15 protein-coding genes are annotated in these 20276 nt (G+C 36.3%); all 15 read left to right on the top strand.

Annotated elements, in window-relative coordinates; genetic code table 11:
- The first annotated feature begins 12 nt into the window (after positions 1–12).
- The gene (locus tag CFK40_RS12955) at positions 13–2241 is read left to right on the top strand and encodes a penicillin-binding transpeptidase domain-containing protein (protein ID WP_089532703.1); all 2229 of its coding nucleotides are present in this window, start codon (positions 13–15) and stop codon (positions 2239–2241) included.
- 474 nt (positions 2242–2715) lie between these two features.
- On the top strand, positions 2716–4644 hold the full coding sequence (locus CFK40_RS12950) for a stage V sporulation protein D (protein ID WP_089532702.1): 1929 nt from the start codon (positions 2716–2718) through the stop codon (positions 4642–4644).
- A gap of 123 nt (positions 4645–4767) precedes the next feature.
- The gene (locus CFK40_RS12945; RefSeq protein ID WP_089532701.1) at positions 4768–6237 is read left to right on the top strand and encodes a UDP-N-acetylmuramoyl-L-alanyl-D-glutamate--2,6-diaminopimelate ligase; all 1470 of its coding nucleotides are present in this window, start codon (positions 4768–4770) and stop codon (positions 6235–6237) included.
- A 2-nt stretch (positions 6238–6239) separates the two neighbouring features.
- Entirely contained in the window at positions 6240–7598 is a 1359-nt protein-coding gene (locus tag CFK40_RS12940) for a UDP-N-acetylmuramoyl-tripeptide--D-alanyl-D-alanine ligase (RefSeq protein ID WP_089532700.1), read from the top strand.
- A gap of 40 nt (positions 7599–7638) precedes the next feature.
- Complete coding sequence (mraY, locus tag CFK40_RS12935; protein ID WP_089532699.1) at positions 7639–8622, top strand: phospho-N-acetylmuramoyl-pentapeptide-transferase; 984 nt, start codon at positions 7639–7641, stop codon at positions 8620–8622.
- A complete protein-coding gene (gene murD, locus CFK40_RS12930; protein WP_089532698.1) occupies positions 8619–9968 on the top strand; it encodes a UDP-N-acetylmuramoyl-L-alanine--D-glutamate ligase in 1350 nt (449 codons plus the stop codon). Before mraY ends, murD begins: the two co-directional genes overlap by 4 nt.
- Before the next feature lie 312 nt (positions 9969–10280).
- Positions 10281–11381: a stage V sporulation protein E gene (gene spoVE, locus CFK40_RS12925; RefSeq protein WP_089534387.1), complete on the top strand. Its 1101-nt coding sequence runs from the start codon at positions 10281–10283 to the stop codon at positions 11379–11381.
- A 176-nt stretch (positions 11382–11557) separates the two neighbouring features.
- Complete coding sequence (locus tag CFK40_RS12920) at positions 11558–12346, top strand: cell division protein FtsQ/DivIB (RefSeq protein ID WP_089532697.1); 789 nt, start codon at positions 11558–11560, stop codon at positions 12344–12346.
- Positions 12347–12660: 314 nt separating this feature from the next.
- Positions 12661–13941, top strand: coding sequence for a cell division protein FtsA (gene ftsA, locus CFK40_RS12915; RefSeq protein WP_089532696.1), 1281 nt, complete (start codon positions 12661–12663; stop codon positions 13939–13941).
- Positions 13942–14005: 64 nt separating this feature from the next.
- On the top strand, positions 14006–15163 hold the full coding sequence (ftsZ, locus tag CFK40_RS12910) for a cell division protein FtsZ (RefSeq protein ID WP_089532695.1): 1158 nt from the start codon (positions 14006–14008) through the stop codon (positions 15161–15163).
- A 521-nt stretch (positions 15164–15684) separates the two neighbouring features.
- Entirely contained in the window at positions 15685–16605 is a 921-nt protein-coding gene (gene spoIIGA, locus CFK40_RS12905) for a sigma-E processing peptidase SpoIIGA (RefSeq protein ID WP_089532694.1), read from the top strand.
- 302 nt (positions 16606–16907) lie between these two features.
- The gene (gene sigE, locus CFK40_RS12900; RefSeq protein WP_089532693.1) at positions 16908–17627 is read left to right on the top strand and encodes an RNA polymerase sporulation sigma factor SigE; all 720 of its coding nucleotides are present in this window, start codon (positions 16908–16910) and stop codon (positions 17625–17627) included.
- A gap of 125 nt (positions 17628–17752) precedes the next feature.
- A complete protein-coding gene (gene sigG / locus CFK40_RS12895; protein WP_089532692.1) occupies positions 17753–18532 on the top strand; it encodes an RNA polymerase sporulation sigma factor SigG in 780 nt (259 codons plus the stop codon).
- A gap of 569 nt (positions 18533–19101) precedes the next feature.
- The gene (locus CFK40_RS12890; protein WP_089532691.1) at positions 19102–19374 is read left to right on the top strand and encodes a YlmC/YmxH family sporulation protein; all 273 of its coding nucleotides are present in this window, start codon (positions 19102–19104) and stop codon (positions 19372–19374) included.
- A gap of 84 nt (positions 19375–19458) precedes the next feature.
- Complete coding sequence (pgeF, locus tag CFK40_RS12885; protein WP_319418055.1) at positions 19459–20274, top strand: peptidoglycan editing factor PgeF; 816 nt, start codon at positions 19459–19461, stop codon at positions 20272–20274.
- Positions 20275–20276 lie beyond the last annotated feature (2 nt).

Genomic DNA, 20276 nt, shown 5'->3' with positions numbered 1-20276 from the left:
AGGTGGATTTCTATGAAAAAAAATAAAACAACACATTTTATGGCTGGAATATTAATTCTTTTATTTGTCTCGGTTTTTTTAATTTTGACTGGAAGGTTTATGTACATACAGGCTACTGGAGAAATTAATAATGTTTCGTTAGAGGAATGGGCTGATAAGAAACGCACAGCGTCCTATGGCCTCGATTCGGAGCGGGGTAAAATTCTTGATAGTAACGGCATGACACTTGCATATGATCGACCTACATTTAAAATAAAAGCAATAGTAGATGAATCTCACTCAGAAGATTTAGAGGAGCCACAGCATGTTAAAAATCCCGAAAAAACCGCGGAGATGCTAGCTCCTTTATTAGATATGAAGCAAAGTGAAATTCTTGATCGGATTAATTACGGAATTGAAAATGATAAGTTTCAGGTTGAATTTGGTTCAAATGGTAAACAACTCTCGCAAGAATTGAAGGATAAAATTGAGGATCTTGACCTGCCTGGGATTCAGTTTGATAAACAATCTATTCGGTATTATCCTAATGGAATGTTTGCGTCGCATATAATTGGTTTTGCTCAAAAAGAGAAGGGGAAAATTACTGGAGTTACTGGTATGGAAAGACAAATGAATGACATTTTAAGTGGTGATGATGGTCACATTTCTTATCAACGCGATAAATTTGGTACAAAATTGTTGGATCCAAATGAGGTAATTGAAAAACCCGAAGACGGTGATAATGTATACTTAACGATTAATCAAAAGATTCAAACGTTATTAGAGGATACACTTACACAAGTAAACGAGGAATATAACCCAGAACGTATTACAGCAATAGTAATGGATCCGAAAACGGGTGAAATTGTAGCAATGAGTAATCGGCCAAGCTACAATCCCAATAATCCTTCCGATGTTGAAAACTGGTATAATGATGCGATTTCGACACCTTTTGAACCTGGATCTACAATGAAGATGTTCACATGGGCAGCGGCAATTGATTCTGGTAATTATAATGGTGATGCTTCGTATTTATCAGGAAGTTACCGAGCTCTTCCTAACATTAAAACAATTGAAGACCACAACACAGATGGATGGGGTAAAATTTCGTTTGATGAAGGATTCAGACGTTCCTCAAACGTTGCAGCAGCAAAATTGCTTTGGGAAGAAATGGGTCCAGAAACATATCTGAATTACTACAAAGCATTTGAATTTGATCAAAAAACAGGAATTGATCTTCCCGGGGAAGTTACTGGGAAGTTAGTATATGACTATCCAATCGAAAAAATTACAACCTCTTTTGGACAAGGTACAACTGTTACGCCAATTCAACAAATGAAGGCTGCAACAGCAATTGCAAATGATGGAAAAATGCTGAAGCCATTTGTTATTAAGAAAGTTGTTGACTCTAGTACTGGTAAAACGATAAAAGAAAAATCTCCAGAAGTGGTAGGACAACCAATCTCAAAGGAAACAGCTAATCGTGTAAAAGAATTACTTGGAACTGTTGTAACTGGTGAAGGTGGAACTGGTAAGAATTATAAGCTAGATGATTATTCTGTTGCAGGTAAAACAGGGACAGCTCAGATTCCAAACCCTGAAGGAGGGGGATATTTGGCTAACAATGGCAACTACGTCTTCTCATTTTTGGGCATGGCACCTAAAAATGACCCTGAATTGATGATGTATGTTTCTGTCAAACAACCTGAATTGGAAAATGAAGCTGGTTCAGTACCTGTATCATTTATTTTTAAAAATGTAATGAAAAATGGCTTACATTACTTAAACATTGATCCAGATAAAGAAGCAACAGAAAAAGCATCGCTTGTTAAAGTTCCTGAATTAAATGGGCTAAACACAAAAGATGCAAAAGATCAGTTATCTAAGTTAGGATTCGAGCATATAATGGTTATTGGTAACGGGAATGAGATTGTAAATGCTAGTGCCCAAAAAGGGGAAGAAATGATAGCAAACAATCGAATTTTGTTAATCACAGACAAACCAACTATGCCTGATATGACGGGCTGGTCAATGCGTGAGGTATATAAATTCGCTGATTTGATAGGCCTGAAGGTGGAAGCGATGGGCAATGGCTATGTGGTGAAGCAAAGCATTAAAAAAGGTGAAAGCATAAAAGAGAATGATTATTTAGGTGTAGAATTTAAATTGCCTGAGATGAAGAAAAAAGATGAAGCAGAAAAAGAAAGTATACGTGAAGAACAAAAAGAAGAAGATGCACTAAACGAATCTACTGAAGAATAGCGAAAGAGATCGCCTTCGCTTTTCTTGATCTAGCTGCGGCTCCTAGACTGGTAAATAGATAGTCCTGATGAATGTACGGAAAGTTCACCGTACTTTCACAGTCCTATCTATTTGTACGTCGCTAACCAGTCGCCTCCGCTTTTATGATCCAGCTACGCGGGCTAGCGGCTCGTGACGTAAGCAATTGACACTCCGAGCACAAAGCCCATATGCTCTACGGTCTCTTGCTTACGCATTTCGCCGCTGAGCAAGCCCGCTCCGCTTTTCTTGATCCAGCTACGGCTCCTAGAAGCTGCCGTCATAAGCAATGAACACTCCGAATGCTAAACCCGTGCATTCTACGGTTCTTTGCTTATGCGTCCGCTTCTAACCAGTCGCCTCCGCTTTTCTATTCTATTAGGACAGACAGTGTTCTATTTCGTTATTTCAAATCATATAGTGGATACAAGCCTACCTACGAAAAGGGGATGGAGTATGAAACGGGTATCTACTGTAACAGTGAGAAAACGAATAGTCGCTGTCTTTTTAATTGGCTTATTAGTATTTGTAGCGATTAACATTCGATTAGGGTATGTGCAATTTTTTCTTGCCGATGAACTGATAGATAAGGCAAATGACTTATGGAGTAGAGATGTTACATTTGAGGCGGAACGAGGGAAGATATTAGATGTAAATGGTGAGGTTCTTACCAAAAATGTATCTGCACCTACTGTTATTCTTGCCCCAAGTCAGATAGTAAATCCGAAGGATACAGCAGAAAAATTGGCAAAAGTGTTAGGCATAACTACTGAAGAAGCATATCAAAAAGTGACAGAAAAAAGCAGCTCAGTAAGTATTCGTCCAGAAGGTATAAAGATATCTGAAAAACAAGAGAAGGCATTGCAAACATTAAATTTAGATGGGGTATATCTTGCAAAGGATTCGAAACGTTATTATCCACACGGTGCTTATTTGTCACATGTGTTAGGTTTTACTGGAATAGATAATCAAGGATTGATGGGCCTTGAGCTTTATTACGATGATAAGCTTAGTGGAACACCAGGAAGCCTTTCCTACTATTCGACTGGAAAAGGTGCCCGTCTGGATGAACCAGCGGACGTTTACAAACCGCCTGTAGATGGTTTAACTTTGAAAACAACCATTAATTCTAAGGTACAAACAATTATAGAACGAGAACTAGATTTAGCTGTAGCGAAATACTCTCCAGATGGTGCTTCTGCCATAGCGGTTAATCCTAAAACTGGAGGTATACTGGGAATGGCATCACGCCCTAATTTCAAACCAGGAAAATATAAGCAATTTGATCCGACTATTTATAGCCGCAATTTGCCTATTTGGAGTACGTATGAACCTGGATCGACTTTTAAAATCATCACATTAGCAGCGGCATTAGAGGAAAACGCTGTTGACCTACATGAGGATACATTTCATGATGATGGAGATATTTCAGTTGGTGGTACCGAACTACATTGCTGGAAATCTGGAGGTCATGGGCACCAAACCTATTTAGAAGTTGTTCAAAATTCGTGTAACCCTGGATTTGTTAATCTCGGCATGAAGCTTGGACAAGAAAAATTATTTTCCTATATTCGGGATTTCGGATTTGGAGAAGAAACGGGAATTGATTTACAAGGAGAAAGTAGCGGTATTCTTTTTAAACCAGAGCAAGTTGGCCCTGTTGAACTTGCAACTACCTCATTTGGTCAAGGGGTATCTGTAACACCAATCCAACAAGTGATGGCTGTTGCAGCTGCGGTTAATGGCGGAAATTTAATGGAGCCACATATTGCCAAAGAATGGATTGACCCTGTAACGAAAGAGGTAGTTGAAAAAATAGAACCTAAATTGGTAGATAGTGTAATTTCCAAATCAACCTCCGAAGAAATTCGACATGCATTGGAAAGTGTAGTTGCAAAGGGAACCGGTCGCCCTGCCTTTGTAGAAGGTTACCGAGTTGGAGGTAAAACAGGTACAGCTCAAAAAGTCGGACCTGATGGAAGATATATGCAAAATAATTATGTTTTATCGTTTATAGGTTTTGCTCCTGCAGATGATCCAGAAATTGTGGTGTATTTAGCCATTGACAATCCAAAGAATACGGTTCAATTTGGTGGAGTTGTTGCAGCTCCTATTGTAGGAACAATTATTGGAGATAGTTTAAGTGGAATGGGTGTTCAGAAGCGAACAGATGGTTTAGCAAAAGAAACCCAATGGCCAGAGCAACCAAAGATAACTGTTCCTGAATTAATTGGATTGAACAAAGGTGAAATAGCAGAATATCAAACAAACTTATCCATTCAAACTAGCGGTTCAGGCAAATACATTATTGACCAGGAACCTGCTGCAGGAACAAAGGTAGAACAAGGCTCCGATATTAGGATTTATTTATCGGATAATAAATGATCGTGCTATAGGCAGAAAACTGGTATAATATACTGGGTATAATTTTGATAAAACTAAAAGAGGGTGTAACAACCCTCTTAAACATTGAAAAGAAATAGAATACATATGAATAGGGTGAATGTGATGAAATTAAATGAAATCATCTCCATTTTGCCATTCTATAAAGCTATGTATCTAGCCGATGATGTAATTATCAATGAAATTAAAATGGACTCACGTGAGGTAAATCAGGGAGATCTTTTTATCTGTATAAACGGGTACACTGTTGATGGACACGATTATGTAGATCAGGCAATTGCTAATGGAGCAGTTGCCATTATAGCAGAAAATATAATTTATACGAATGTTTCAACGATTATTGTACCAGACTCTCAAAGAGCCCTTTCCATGATTGCAGCACACTTTTATAATTACCCAACTACAAAATTTCCACTAATTGGTATAACAGGAACTAATGGCAAAACAACGATAACATATTTAATCGAGTCTTTGCTGAATGAATATGGCAGAAAGACAGGGGTTATTGGAACGATCCAAATGAAGATAGGTGACCATTTGTTTCCAGTTCAAAATACCACTCCAGATTCATTGTTTTTACAAAAAAGTTTTCATAAAATGGTAGAATGTAATGTAGATACTGCAATAATGGAAGTATCATCACATGCGTTAGATATGGGAAGAGTTTATGGATGTGACTTTGATATAGCTGTTTTCAGCAATCTATCCCAAGACCATCTTGATTATCACAAGAACATGGATGATTATTTGCGTGCAAAAAGCTTATTGTTCGCTCAATTAGGTAACACGTATAAGAAAACACATCGCAAGTTTGCTGTAATCAATGTAGATGATTCAAGGCATGACATTATTGGGCGTAGTACGGCGCAACACATCATTACATATAGCTGTAAAAACAATGCAGCAATAACAGCTGAAAATATCCAACTTGATGCCAATAAAACTAGCTTTCGATTGGTTACGCCAGTCGGTGAGATTATGATTTCTAGTAAACTTATTGGAATGTTTAATGTATATAATATGTTAGCAGCAGTCGGGGTAGCTACAGCTTTACATATTCCATTAATTACAATAAAGGCTGCACTAGAGAGGATCACAGGTATAAGTGGAAGGTTTGAGCCGATAGAAGGTGATCACTCCTTTACAACTATTGTTGATTATGCACATACTCCTGATTCATTGGAAAATGTACTACAAGTTATTAAAGATTTCGCGAAAAACAATATCATTGTAGTAGTTGGCTGTGGTGGTGATCGTGATAAGTCGAAGCGTCCTCAAATGGCTGCCATTGCATTAAACTATGCAGATAAAGTTATATTTACATCAGATAATCCAAGAACCGAGGATCCACAAGCAATTTTGGAGGATATGGTTCATGGACAAAAAGAAAATCATTATGAAATAATAGAAGATCGAAAACGCGCTATTTATCATGCAATTAACCTTGCTGGTGACCATGATGTTGTTTTAATCGCAGGAAAAGGGCATGAAACATATCAGGTAATTGGTCATACGAAATTTAATTTTGATGATAGAGAAATAGCAAAGGAAGCAATATTAGCTAAGGAGAATTAAACATGTTATTTACAACCAATTGGATTTCCACTCTTTTTAACAATTATAAAGGTGTAGCAACTGACGAAATAAAAATTAATGAAATTGTTACAGACAGCAGGATGCCTTCAACTAAATCACTTTTTATTCCGATTCAGGGTGAAAATTTTGATGGCCATGACTATATAAAAGAAGCATTTAATAATGGAGCAATTGCCGCATTTTGGAATAAAAGTAAGGAAGTACCATCTTTTCTTCCAACCGAATTTCCCTTATTTTATGTAGAGGATACACTAGAAGCACTACAAAAGTTGGCTGCAGCTTATCGAAGTGAAATAAATCCCGTAGTTATCGGAATCACAGGATCCAATGGTAAAACAACAACGAAAGATCTTGTAGCTTCTGTGATGAAAACGACGTACAAAACACACGCAACAAACGGAAACTTTAATAATGAAATTGGTCTCCCGCTTACAATTTTGGCAATGCCAAGAGAAACAGAAATGTTAGTACTTGAAATGGGTATGAGTAATTTCGGGGAAATTGAACGTTTATCAAAAATTGCCTTGCCAGATTATGCAATAATAACGAATATTGGTGAATCACATATTGAGTATCTTGGCACGCGTAAAGGTATAGCAAAGGCAAAAACAGAAATAGTAAAAGGGATGACAGATAAAGGATACCTACTTATTGATGGTGATGAAGCACTATTATCGGAACTTCATAACAGGAATCATGTTATAACCTGTGGATTTAAAGCAGGAAACGATGTAGAAATAAAAAATACTATTATTTCACACAATCATACCGAATTTAACCTTGCAGATAACAGCACCTTTTCAATTCCATTATTAGGAAAACATCATGCTTTAAATGCTACCTTAGCCATTACACTTGCTAAACAATTAAAAATTGCTGATCACACTATTCAACAGGCACTATCATCGTTACAATTAACATCTATGCGCTTTGAAATGATAGCTGGTAAAAATGGTGTGTCGATTATAAATGACGCGTACAATGCATCTCCAACATCAATGAAAGCAGCAATCGAAGTAGTCAAACAAATGGAGGGCTTTTCAACCAAGATCTTAATCTTAGGTGACATCTTAGAGCTTGGGGAACATTCGCAAACCTTCCATGAATCGGTAAGCGAAGTAATAGATGGATCAATTTCTGTGTTGTTTACATTAGGAGATCAGGCAAAAATGATTAGTGAAAAGGTGAATTCCAAGACAGAAGGTACGATAGTTAAACATTTTACTACAAAAGAAGAACTTGTTGATGACTTGGCGTTTTACTTAAAAGAAGATACACTACTATTATTTAAAGCTTCACGAGGTATGCAGTTTGAAAAAATGATTGAACAAATTAACTAATAAAAACAAGCATGGACGGTAGGTATAAGGAGGAGAACCAATGAATTTATACGCACTTTTAATAACAATTGCAATAGCATTTTTAATCACCGTCCTTTTATCCCCGATATTTATTCCTTTTTTAAGACGATTGAAATTTGGACAAAGTATACGAGAAGAAGGACCAAAATCACATGTAAAGAAAACAGGAACACCTACAATGGGTGGAATAATGATCGTATTCAGTATTGTTATTACATCACTTATTATGGCATCTAAATATTCACAATCTATCAGCTATGAGCTATGGCTCTTAATATTTGTATTAGTAGGTTATGGTTTATTAGGCTTTTTAGATGATTTTATTAAAGTTGCTCTTAAGCGAAATTTAGGATTAACTTCCAAACAGAAAATGCTTGGACAAGTAGTAATTGCTCTTGTCTTTTATGTTATTTTACGAATGAATAACTTTGATACCTATGTTCAAGTTCCAGGTACAGATATACAGTGGGATCTTGGCTTTGGTTATGCACTATTAATTATTTTCATGCTAGTAGGTACTTCAAACGCTGTTAATTTAACAGACGGATTAGATGGACTTTTAGCAGGAACTGCAGCAATTGCCTTTGGTGCATTTGGAATTCTGGCATGGTCAGGTTTCCCGCAGAACGAAGTAACTATTTTTGCACTTTCGACAGTTGGAGCACTATTAGGTTTTCTTATTTTTAACGCGCATCCCGCGAAGGTCTTCATGGGGGATACAGGGTCATTAGCACTTGGTGGTTCACTGGCAGCAATTGCTATTTTAACAAAACTAGAAATAATACTTATTATTATCGGTGGTGTTTTTGTAATTGAAACATTATCAGTTATTATTCAGGTCATATCATTTAAAACAACTGGAAAACGAGTATTTAAAATGAGCCCATTACATCATCATTATGAACTCATGGGATGGTCAGAATGGCGAGTGGTTACTACTTTCTGGTTAGTCGGATTACTATTTGCGGCACTCGGTGTATATATAGAGGTGTGGTTTACATGAAAAAATTAACTAATTTTAATTATTCTCATGCATTGGTATTGGGATTAGCAAAAAGTGGTACAGCTGCAGCGCGGTTACTTTTAAATAGTGGGGTTAAGGTTAAAATAAATGATAAACTTTCAAATGAAACTGATGACCTAGTAATGGAGTTAAACGAGATGGGCGCTGAAATAATTGTTGGTTCCCATCCCCTGTCCGTTTTAGAAACAGTTGATGTTGTTATTAAAAACCCAGGTATTCCATATGAAAATCCTGTCATTGTCGAAGCATTAAAACAAGATATTCCAATCTTGACAGAGGTAGAATTTGTTAATGACTTGGTTGAAGGGAATATAATTGGCATAACTGGCTCCAATGGAAAAACTACAACAACTACCTTAGCAACAAGTATGATAGCTGAGAGTAAATTACCAGTGAAAGTAGCAGGCAATATTGGTAAGGTAGCGACTGAGGTTGCGCAAACGTTAAGCAAAAACGAAACGTTGGTATTAGAATTATCATCATTTCAATTGCTAGGTATAAAGAATTTTAAACCTAATATAGCAGTCCTGTTAAATATTTATGAAGCACATCTGGATTATCACAAAACAGTGGAGAACTATAAAAACGCAAAGTACAATATTTTTATTAATCAAACGCATGAAGATTATGTTGTGTATAATCATGATGATCTGAACTTGAGAGAAGCAGTGAAGGGTGCCAAATCCATTAAAATACCGTTTTCGATTACAAATAGGCAAGAGAATGGAGCATGGGCAGACGCAACTAGCATTTATTTTATGAACGAAAAGATCATGGATAAAAAAGATATCGTATTGGTTGGGGATCACAATATCGAAAATATTTTAGCAGCAATTTGTGCAGCGAAATTAAGTGGTGCTACCAATGAAGCGGTACAAAAAGTCCTAAAAACGTTTTCCGGTGTTGAACATCGCTTTCAATTTGTAGCTAGAATTGCTGGTCGTTTATTTTACAATGATTCAAAAGGTACAAATATTTTAGCTACACAAAAGGCATTAGATTCATTTTCACAACCTATTATTCTATTAGCTGGTGGCTTAGATAGAGGGAACGATTTTGATGAATTGCTGCCATCCTTAAAAAATGTAAAGTCGATGGTATTATTCGGACAAACAAAAATGAAATTAAAAGCATTGGCAAATAAAGCGGGCATCAATACTGTTGAGCTTGTTGAGGATGTCACAGCCGCTGTTGAGAAAGCCTATTCGTTATCAAGACCTGATGATGTTATCTTACTATCACCAGCGTGTGCTAGTTGGGATCAATATCGTAGTTTTGAAGAACGAGGGGACATGTTTATTAAAGCAGTGCATACACTAGAGTAAGGGCATTTACAATCAGTCATTACTCTCACTATAAGAGGTAGTTCAAAAAGTCACCAAATGATAAACGGCGAATTTCTTCGTTGCGCAGTTCTTCCGGTCCTCACGTATTAGGGGGTAAGGAACTTCTACTAAGACCGCCCACGTCCTGTGGGCAACATAGAAGTCAGTACATCCTGTACAAGTCCGGTCCTCAAAATCTTCGCGCCTTGAACTTCTTGTTTCTAATTTGCCGACTTTTTGAACACGAACTAAAGTCATATTAAAATGCCCTAATTTCTTGTATTTGGAAATGGGGTATTTTTGTTGTATAAAGTGTTTAAAAACCAAAGTAAACCAGATTATCTATTGCTAGGTTTGGTAATAACGTTACTAATAATAGGCGTTATCATGGTATTTAGTTCCTCCTATGTAATGGCAGATTATAACTTTGGGGACAAGTTTTTTTACCTTAAACGTCAATTGTTATTTGTTGTAGTAGGAATTGCAGCAATGGTATTTTTTATGATGACACCATATGGGTTTTGGAAAAAGTACTCAAAATTAATTTTGCTTGGTTGTTTTGTCTTACTAGGACTCGTGTTAATTCCTGGTGTTGGACTAGTTCGTAATGGTGCACAAAGTTGGATTGGAGTGGGGGCATTTAGTATCCAGCCTTCTGAATTTACGAAACTGGGGTTGATTATGTTTCTTTCCACATATTTAACGTATAACCAAAAGTATATCACGTCGTTTAAAAAAGGTTTCTTTCCCTCTATCATTCTTGTATTTACTGCGTTTGGTTTAATTATGCTGCAACCTGACTTAGGTACAGGTGTCGTTTTAGTTCTAACATGTATGGTATTAATCTTTATTGCAGGTGCTAAACTGACTCATTTTTTTGGACTAGCAAGTCTTGGCGTAGTTGCTTTTTTATTACTTATTATTTCTGCACCATACCGAATAAAACGGATAACTGCGTTTATAAATCCTTGGGAGGACCCACTTGGAGATGGATTTCAAATCATTCAATCGTTATACGCAGTAGGACCTGGTGGATTAATGGGTATTGGTTTAGGTAACAGTATCCAAAAGTATTTTTACCTACCAGAGCCACAAACTGATTTTATCTTTGCTATTTTGGCTGAAGAATTGGGGTTCATGGGTGGAACAGTAGTACTAATTCTGTTCTTATTACTCTTTTGGCGAGGAATTAAAATCGCTCTTACAACACAGGATGAATTTGGTAGATATTTAGCTTTAGGTATCACGACAATGCTAGCAATCCAGGTAATGATAAACATTAGTGTAGTTATCGGTTTAATTCCCGTAACAGGTATTACATTACCATTTTTAAGCTATGGTGGATCATCGCTAACATTAACACTTTGTGCTGTTGGAATACTATTAAATATTAGCAGATCTTCTACAATTTAATAATAGTTGAGCCAGATGGATAAAATTTACTGCTATTATGCGTAAAAAATCGGCTTTTCTAGGCGATATTTACTACATATATATAGACGTAGTATGATATAATTCATGTAACAAAATTAAACGGCATTCTTTAGTGCCGTTTTATTCTGTTAATATGATATAAAGGAAGAAATAGAATGAGTAAAAAGAAAGTTGTTTCGATTGAGGATCGTATTCCAAAACTGAAACAAGCTCGTAAAAAGAAAGCGAATAGACGTTTAATATTTTATCTTTCTATTTTTTTCTTATTAATATCGATTATTGTGTATTTGCAGTCTCCACTGAGTCATGTACATACAATTGAGGTTACCGGTAATAAAGCATTATCGGATAAGGAAGTTGTTGAAAAAAGTAATTTAACCACCGACACAAATATTTGGATGATCAATCAATCCGAGATTCAAAACGCATTTGATGGAAACCCAATCATTGATTCCGTTGAAGTAAACAGAAAGTTGCCTTGGACAGTTGAAATAGCTATTCAAGAATTTAAACGGGTTGGTTACATAAAAAAAGAGAGCTTTTTTTACCCTATTTTGGGAAATGGCAAGGTGTTGTCTAAACTGAAAAGAGAAACTATTAGTGGTGATGCGCCATTATTGATAAATTTCGATGACGAATCTACCTTAAATCAAATGACAACTGAGTTAATGAAACTTCCACAAAACATTCGAAGCATGATTTCTGAAATTCACTGGAAACCACAAGATGATAATAAGAATAAGATAGTACTTTATATGAGTGATGGTTATATGGTAGACGGGACAATAAGAAACTTTGCTGAAAAAATGAAGGTATACCCATCAATCGTTGCTCAGCTCAATCCAAAAAGTAAAGGAATTATTCATATTGGAGTAGGTGTCTATTTTGAATCCTTTGAAGATAAAACAAAGGACAAAAAAATTGAAGAAACAACTGCGGAGTAACAAATCATATGGAAATTATTGATAAATTTCATTTGAAAGTCACATACTCGTACTTGCTAACGAAAGGTTTAGTATGGAATAAGTTAGGTATAAAAGGTATGGTAATCAAAATATTTCATTCAAATCGAAAATTTTAGGCAGAAAATTAAAGGGATTCTATGATTATTGTAGAATTACTCATAATATATTTTATTTTTACCGTATTTTACGATAGAATAATAGATTATAATACTATGTAAAATGTGATTCGTAACTTAAAACGTAAAAAGTGGCTAAAAATAAAATTGTTGTAAGGAATTGGGAGGTGCCTTTCTTTGAATCAAAGTGAGATCTTAGTAAGCTTAGACATAGGAACATCAAAAATAAAAGTTATTATTGGTGAAGTTGTAAATGATTCATTAAATATTATTGGGGTGGGTTCTGCTAAATCAAACGGCATGAAAAAAGGTGCTATAGTTGATATAGATCAAACTGTAAACTCTATTAGAAATGCTGTAGAACAAGCAGAACGAATGGTAGGTATGGAAATTGATCGAGTAATTGTTGGAATAAATGGTAATCATGTTCAATTGCAGTCATGCCATGGTGTGGTAGCAGTTCAAAGTGAAAATCGTGAAATAGACAACGAAGACATTACACGTGTCATTGATGCAGCGCAAGTACTTTCAATCCCCCCTGAACGAGAAATCATTGATGTCATTCCAAAACAATTTATTGTGGATGGGTTGGACGAAATAACCGATCCAAGAGGTATGATTGGCGTTCGACTGGAAATGGAAGGTACAATTATTACGTGTTCCAAAACGGTCTTACATAATATTTTAAAATGTGTGGAGCGTGCGAATTTACAAGTATCTGATATTTGCCTGCAACCACTTGCATCAGGATCAATTGCATTGTCAGTGGACGAAAAGAATCTTGGTGTAGCTTTAATTGATGTTGGAGGTGGATGTTCCACTGTATCAATCTTTGAAAATGATCGTCTACTGTCTACTAGTGTTGTTCCTTTAGGTGGAGATAATATTACAAAAGACTTATCTATTGGACTACGAACTTCTACAGAAGAAGCAGAAGACATTAAGCTGAAATATGGTCACGCTTTTTTTGACGAAGCACAAGAAAGTGAAACATTTGAGGTTTCTACTATTGGAAGTAATACGAAGCAAACCTATAACCAATTACAGATAGCTGATATGATTGAGGCAAGACTAGAGGAAATTTATGCATTTGCAGAACGGGAAATCCGCAAAGCAGGGTTTCAAGGATTACCTGGTGGTTATGTATTAACAGGTGGTACAATGAAAATGACAGGTGTACTAGAACTTGCCCAAGATTTATTTCAATCGAATATTAGAATGGCTATTCCAGATTATATTGGGGTTAGAGAACCGCAATTTACTGCAGGTGTGGGTATCTTGCAATTTGCTTACCGTAATGCGAAAATACAAGGAAAAGACCTATACCCAGCTGTAATTGAACATACAGATGAACCAAAACCGAAACGTACGAAAAAGCAAGCAAGTACAAAGGATTCATCAGAAAAACCAAAAAAAGAATCAGGAATTGCTAATATTTTCAAATATTTCTTTGATTGATAGAATGTCCTGAAAGTCAATTAGAAATAAAACTCTTGTAATTTGCAAATTAGGAGGAACAAATATGTTAGAGTTTGACACAAATATGGATCAATTAGCATCAATAAAAGTAATCGGTGTTGGTGGAGGCGGTAGTAACGCTGTAAATCGTATGATAGAGCACGGGGTACAAGGCGTAGAATTTATTGCTGTAAACACAGATGCACAAGCACTGAATCTATCAAAAGCGGAAGTTAAACTTCAAATTGGTGGAAAGCTAACACGTGGTTTAGGTGCAGGGGCAAATCCAGAGGTCGGTAAAAAAGCGGCAGAAGAAAATAAAGAACAAATTGAAGAAGTTTTACAAGGTGCTGACATGATATTTGTAACTGCAGGTATGGGTGGTGGTACCGGGACAGGTGCTGCACCCGTAATTGCATCTATCGCAAAAGAGTTAGGTGCATTAACAGTGGGTGTAGTGACTCGCCCATTCACTTTTGAAGGTCGCAGGCGATCTGTACAAGCAGTTTCAGGTATTGATGCATTAAAAGGTAGTGTAGATACACTAATTGTCATTCCGAACGATCGCTTGTTAGAGATAGTTGATAAGAATACCCCGATGTTAGAAGCTTTCCGTGAAGCGGATAACGTACTTCGACAGGGTGTACAAGGTATATCTGATTTAATCGCAAAACCTGGATTAATTAACGTTGACTTTGCCGATGTTAAAACAATTATGGTTGATAAAGGTTCTGCACTAATGGGAATTGGTGTTGCGACTGGGGAAAGTCGTGCGACAGAAGCTGCGAAAAAAGCGATATCCTCTCCATTATTGGAAACTTCAATTGATGGGGCTCACGGGATATTGATGAATATTACCGGTGGAGATAATCTAAGCCTATATGAGGTACAAGAAGCTGCCGATTTAGTTACTTCTGCCGCAGATAACGAGGTAAATGTTATCTTTGGTTCTGTTATCAATGAAAATTTAAAAGATGAAATTATTGTTACAGTTATAGCAACTGGATTCGATGAAAATCAAAAAGTTGATAATACACCGAAACAACGACCGATTATTAATCACAAGCAACAAGCTGCATCTAGACAGTATGACGAGGTTCCTAGAGAAACAAGACAGCAGCAACAACAGCCACAACAACAACCTCAATCTAATCGTGTAAAACAAGAGGATGATACGTTAGATATACCGACTTTCTTGCGTAATCGAAATAGAAACAGATAATAGATGTTAAGTGAAAGCAAACATTCTGGTAAGCACCAGGATGTTTGCTTTTTTTAATAGCAAAAAAAGGTATACGTTTTGGCGTTTATCTGTCTAGCCACAAGCGCCTATCCTCTCAGGTGTTAGATATATCTGATTGAGCGTTGATATTCAGGATCAGGAACGTTGATATATCCGAAAAAAAGCGTTGATATATCGGATCGAACGTTAAGATGAATCTTTTTGTGATAACTGACACCTTCACTAAGAGTTTTTTTAAAGTGCCTTAGGCTAACCAAGGTGCTTGCATTTTTTGTTCAAAAATAATAAAGTAGTCACTTGTTTTTGGACTAAGGATTACCTTATTCGGGTACATCCGCTTTTCGATATGAATCTATTTCTCCGACAATCCCACCGATAAGAAGTTAAAAATAGCCCTTTTTTGCTTACAAGAAGCGACAGACTTTTTTGTCAAACTCCCTTATACTTTTTATAATTCAACTAATACAGCGTAATTTATTTGAGTGGAAAGGAAGGGAGCAGTGACAATTTATGTTGATGTAATATGGATGCTCAATTTTCTATTTGACATGATGCTCATTATGTTAACACTGATTTTGGCAAAGGAAAGTACTAGTAAAAAAAGAATAATTCTAGGTTCATTTGTCGCTTCAATTATTGTTCCTATTTCTATTTATTTCCCAGATTCATTTATTACTAGTATAGTTGGGAAATTTATGTATTCGCTCCTAATTATCTTATGTGTTTGTCATTACCGGTCAATGTATCAATTATTTCGACTACTATTTTTATTCTATTTTGTAACTTTCACTATAGGAGGTGGTTTAATAGCCTTACACTTTATGTTAGATAGTCCATTTGGAGTTTCAGCAAATGGAATTCTTACGTTTAATAAGGGATATGGTGATCCGATTAGCTGGATATTTGTAGTTGTAGGTTTCCCTATCATTTGGCATTTTACGAAAAGAAGTATGGACAAGCACGCTATAGAAAAGATTCGTTACGATCAATTGTGTCCTATAACACTACAAATTAATGACAAATCACTATCAACAACAGGCTATATTGATAGTGGGAATCAATTAGTTGACCCATTAACAAAAAGTCCTGTAGTTATTTGCGATGAACCTTTTTTAAAGCAATACTTTTCTGATGAAGAATGGGGAGCAATTAAAAAAGCATGTGAACTGCTGGATTTTGATGCCATTCCTAAAAAATGGGAAAGTCGTATACATATTGTTCCATTTCACGGTGTAGATGGAAAATCTTCTTATATGATGGCTATCAAACCAGATAAAATAAAAATACAATATGATCAAAATGAAATCATAACCAATAAATTATTAATTGGAATTCAGTTTTCTGATTTAACAAAGGATCAGCGTTATCATTGTTTACTGCATCCCCAAATAATAAAATTAGCAACGGTTCATTCAGCCTGACGTAGAAAAGCGGAAGCGACTGTTCAGAAGCAGACGCATAAGCAAAGAACTGTAGAATGCATGGGCTTAGCATTCGGGGTGTCAATTGCTTACGACACGAGCCGCTAGTCCGCGAAACTGGATCAAGAAAAGCGGAGCGGGCTTGCTCAGTGGCGAAATGCGTAAGCAAGGGACCGAAGAGCACATGGGCTTTGTGCTCGGAGTGTCAATTGCTTACGACACGAGCCGCTAGCCCGCGCAGCTGGATCAAGAAAAGCAAAGGCTTTGAAGCTAGAATGATTAATGAAAAGGAGCGATTGACCTTGAAAATGTGGAAACTTAGAATACAGTTATGGTGGTATAAATTATTAATTAAACTAGGCTTTAAAGCTGATGAAATATACTATATAGGCGGTAGTGAAGCGTTACCTCCTCCGCTATCTAAACCTGAAGAGCAGTCGTTATTAAAGCGGTTACCAACAGGTGATAAAGCAGCTCGAGCAATGTTAATTGAGCGAAACTTGCGTTTAGTTGTATACATCGCTCGTAAGTTCGAAAATACAGGTATAAACATAGAGGATTTAATTAGTATTGGAACAATCGGCTTAATAAAAGCTGTAAATACGTTTAAGCCAGAAAAACAGATCAAATTAGCCACGTATGCTTCAAGGTGTATTGAAAATGAAATATTAATGTACCTACGAAGAAGTAATAAATTAAAATCTGAAATATCGTTTGATGAACCACTAAACATAGATTGGGACGGCAACGAATTATTACTATCAGATGTCTTAGGGACAGATGATGATGTCATTACAAAGAATTTAGAAAAAACGGTAGACAAAGACTTATTGAAAAATGCTTTGTCCCACCTAAACAATAGAGAAAAACAAATCATGGAATTACGCTTTGGATTAATCGGTCAGGAAGAAAAAACACAAAAGGATGTTGCGGATATGTTGGGAATTTCACAATCCTATATTTCCAGATTAGAAAAGAAGATTATCCGCCGTTTAAAAAAAGAATTTAATAAAATGGTGTAGCCTTACACCCAGTTGAAATGCGCCACATATTTCATATTTTTTGTCGAATTCGATTTGCATAAAAAACCTTTTACGCGGAGATACTGTCCTTGAACAGCATCGCTAACTGGGAGGGCAGAATCGATATGATTAGACATAAGGTTGAGATATGTGGTGTTGATACATCGAAATTACCCGTATTAAAAAATGAGGAAATGCGTAAATTGTTCGTGAAAATGCAAGATGGCAATCTATCTGCTAGAGAAGAATTAGTAAATGGGAATTTACGTTTAGTATTAAGTGTTATTCAACGCTTTAATAATCGTGGTGAGTATGTAGACGACCTTTTTCAAGTAGGTTGCATTGGATTAATGAAATCAATAGACAATTTTGATTTAGGCCATAATGTTAAATTTTCTACTTATGCAGTCCCAATGATCATAGGAGAAATTAGAAGGTATTTGCGAGATAACAATCCGATACGTGTTTCACGATCATTACGTGATATTGCATATAAAGCATTGCAAGTAAGAGAAAGTTTAGTTAACAAAACTTCCAAAGAGCCAACATCTATGGAGATAGCAAATGAATTAGGAATACCGCAGTCAGACATAGTATTTGCATTAGATGCTATTCAAGACCCTGTGTCATTGTTTGAACCAATATACAATGATGGGGGCGACCCGATTTTTGTGTTGGATCAATTGAGTGATGATACGGACAAAGATTCAACTTGGGTAGACAAGCTTTCTTTAAAAGAAGGTATGCATCGGTTAAATGAACGAGAAAAAATGATTGTTAACAAACGATTTTTCCAAGGAAAAACACAAATGGAGGTTGCCGACGAAATAGGCATCTCACAAGCACAAGTATCACGCCTAGAAAAAGCAGCCATCCACCAAATGAACAAACAAATGTTTGAGTAAAGAAAAGCGGAGGCGACTGTTCAGAAGCGGACGCATAAGCAAGGGGCCGTAAAACGCCTGGTCTTGGCGTTTGTAGTGTCCATTGCTTATGACGGCAGCTTCTAGGAGCCGCAGCTAAACAATAACGAAAAGTGGAGGCGACTGGTCAGCGACGTACAGATAGATGGGGCTGTGAAAAGTACGGTGAACCTTCCGTACGTTCATCAGAACCAACTATCTGCTAGTCGCTAGGAGCCGCAGCTAGACAAAAGAAAAGCGGAGACAACTAACCTTCGCGGACACCAGATCCCTTATTTGGGAGAAGTACCCCTATTTTACTTCGATATATGTTAAATAAGGGATTGTATGCAAAACTACTCAAAATCACTGTTTTAATAGAAATAGCGGATCAAGAGTCCGCCAGTTCCAATTAATATTGGCTAACGAGGTATTTCGAATAAAAAACTAAAATAATACGGGAACAGCCCAGTTCATAATGAGCCGGGTTGTTCTTTTTTATTATGATTTTGAATTTTTAATTCAAAATTAGCTAAACTCCGCATATAGTTTTAATAAGGTAGGTGATTATAATGATAAAACTTTCGGAGCTACAAATGAAAGAAATTATTGTCATTGAAAATGGTACACGGTTAGGGCATATTTCTGATTTAGAAATTGACGAGGTAAATGGACGAATACTTGCATTAATCATTCAAATAAAAGAAGGAAAGAATGGGATGTTTGCAAAATCTGGAGAAATGATTATTGGTTGGCATCAGATTGCAACGATAGGAGAAGATGTGATTTTAGTGCAATTGAAAGAAAACCCACTTTTATTAAGTGGTAATACAAATTTAAATTAATAATGCTTGTAACTATGATAAAATGGGACAATGACTTTTATAAGGTTGTTCAAAAAGTCTGGTTTGAACACTACTTTTATGGAGGTGAATTTGTTGGAACCCTTTTATCAGGAAAATGAATCATTACTAACGCTAAAAAGTTGGAAAAAATTAGACCCTTCTCTACAAGTTGGTTTTACAACGCGTCAGGGAGGAATTAGTAAATCCTCATTTGAATCATTTAATATGGGATTGCATGTGCCTGATAGTAAACAAGACGTCATTTACAATCGAAAACTTCTTGCCGAGAAAATCGGTATGTCGATGGAAACATGGGTTGGTGGCGAACAAATTCATGGTACAAATGTGGAAATAATTACGCATAAGGTTAAGGGAAGGGGAGCTTTTTCCCATGAAAATTCCTTATCTGGTATTGACGGTCTAATTACCAATCAGAAAGGTATTCTTTGTACAGCTTTTTTTGCTGACTGTGTGCCTTTGTTCTTTTTTGACCGGGAAACAGGCTATGTCGGAATTGCACATGCAGGATGGAAAGGCACTGTAAATGGTATTGGTAAAGAAATGATTAATAAATTTATTCAACTAGGTGCTAGTGTCGAGACAATAAAAGTTGCTGTTGGGCCTTGTATATCGCAAGACGCGTATGAGGTGGATGGGCATGTTATTAAAAACCTTACTAGTAAACAAATAAATAACACAACAAGAAAACAAGAAAATAACCATTATTTATTGGACTTAAAAAAATTAAATGAGGAAATCCTTTTACAAAGTGGTGCTTTACGTCATAATATAGATGTAACAAATTATTGCACGTATCGCGCGGAAGAACTATTTTTTTCGCATCGACGAGATCATGGGAAAACCGGAAGAATGCTTGGATTTATTGGTTTCGGGTCATGATT

It is taken from the genome of Virgibacillus necropolis (assembly GCF_002224365.1).
Classification (GTDB): domain Bacteria; phylum Bacillota; class Bacilli; order Bacillales; family Amphibacillaceae; genus Virgibacillus_F; species Virgibacillus_F necropolis.
This window is presented reverse-complemented; position numbering and strand designations above follow the sequence as displayed.